The organism is Mesorhizobium sp. B2-5-3 (assembly GCF_006441005.1).
In the GTDB taxonomy this organism is placed as follows: Bacteria; Pseudomonadota; Alphaproteobacteria; order Rhizobiales; family Rhizobiaceae; genus Mesorhizobium.
On sequence record NZ_VFUS01000027.1, the window covers coordinates 1 to 1,545 of the forward strand.

Sequence of the window (1,545 nt, forward strand, 5' to 3'; positions counted from 1 at the left end):
CGCAAAGAGCGCTCGTCCAGGTTGGCAGAGCCAAAGCTCGTCCAGACGTCGTCGACGATCAGGAGTTTGGGATGATACATCGTTGGCTGGAACTCGAAGATCCGGACCCCAGCTTTGAGCAAGTCGCCCCAGAAGTACCGCGAGCCCTTTCGGACCAGGGGCACGTCTGTGAGCCAGTTGGGCACGATCACGTCGACTGCTACCCCTCGTTTCCTGGCGTCCAAGATCTGCTGCAGGGCAATATCGTCAGGCACGAAATAGGCCATTCCGATGCGAAGATGATCCCTGGCGGCAGCGATCGCCGCCAGCATCATCAGTTCCATGTTCTCCGAGCCATTTGGCTGCGATGACAGGATCAGCTGAGCGCTAAGCGACCCCGCAGGTTCGGAGGGTGGGTAGAACTTCTCACCTTGCAATGTCTCGCCGGCCGTCTCCAACCAGTTTTCCGCGAATGCCGCCTGGAAGGCAGACACTGCGGGTCCTTTGACTTGATAGTGCGTGTCGCGCCACTCATCTGGATTGCGGGCGTTTCCGAGCCAGTTGTCGGCAATACCGACGCCGCCGGTGAACGCGACCAGCCCGTCAACGATGAGCAGCTTGCGATGGGTCCGGTTGTTTACACGATCCAACGTATACCAATGAATAGGTCTATAGCGCTGGAACCGCACGCCGGCGCTTGTCATGATCTCGATCAGGTCTTCATCGAACGGCAGGCTGCCGACCCAGTCAACGAGCACACGGACCTCGACACCCTCCCGGGCTTTGGTTGCCAACGCGGTCGCGAACTCATAACCGACGGCCCCCGACCAATAGATATAGGTCTCGAAATCAATTGTAGACCGAGCCGCATGGATTGCCTGCAGCATTGAAGGAAAGATCTCATCTCCGTTGACAAGGGTTTGTACCGCGTTTGAATCGAACAGCTGTCCTTGCGAATAACTGCTCATGCTCCTTGCAAAATCGGGATCCGACGCGTCGAAACGGTGCGGGACAAGCGCTCGCAAAATGCGTGGCTCTGGTGCCAAGTTTATGCTGAGCAACGTGATCAGGCTGGCGATGACGGCAACGGCCACGTATTTGAGGCTGTTAAGCAGCCTTCCCCGGTTTACGCCAAACCTCACTGGGTCCGCACCCGCCCGTAGCGCCGCGAGTCCGCATGGCACATCTCAATCGCCCTGCTGTTTACGAGTGCGATGCTTTTCGATTTCCTCTGGTTCCTCATCATCGATTCTGGTGATGTTCGATGCCGAGCTATTCGTTCGCAACATCTCATCCAGCTTGGCATGGATCGCCTGCGTGTCGCGATGTTCTGCGCGTTGAATGAACAGTGTCATGGCCCAGGTGAACAGGGTCGCCGCGCCGTGCCAGTTCAAACTCGCCCTGTCGAGAAATAGCCAAAGGGCCGTGTAAGCCAGCAGCACCAGGAATGCTGCCGGCCGAGAGGTCAACGTGCCAATTGAGGTGAGCACGCTCGTGATCGGGCGAGTTGCCATCATCAAGAACTTTCGACTGCAACGCAGGTTCCCGTTGTGCCAAGCTCTACAA

2 protein-coding genes are annotated in these 1,545 nt (G+C 57.5%); both read right to left on the bottom strand.

What is annotated here, in order from left to right; all coding sequences use genetic code 11:
• A partial coding sequence (locus FJ867_RS28550; protein ID WP_246675125.1) for a phospholipase D-like domain-containing protein occupies positions 1–1,073 on the bottom strand: 1,073 nt, incomplete at its 3' end.
• Between the two features lie 93 nt (positions 1,074–1,166).
• The coding region (locus FJ867_RS28555) for a low affinity iron permease family protein (RefSeq protein WP_348641458.1) at positions 1,167–1,545 on the bottom strand (379 nt) is incomplete at its 5' end.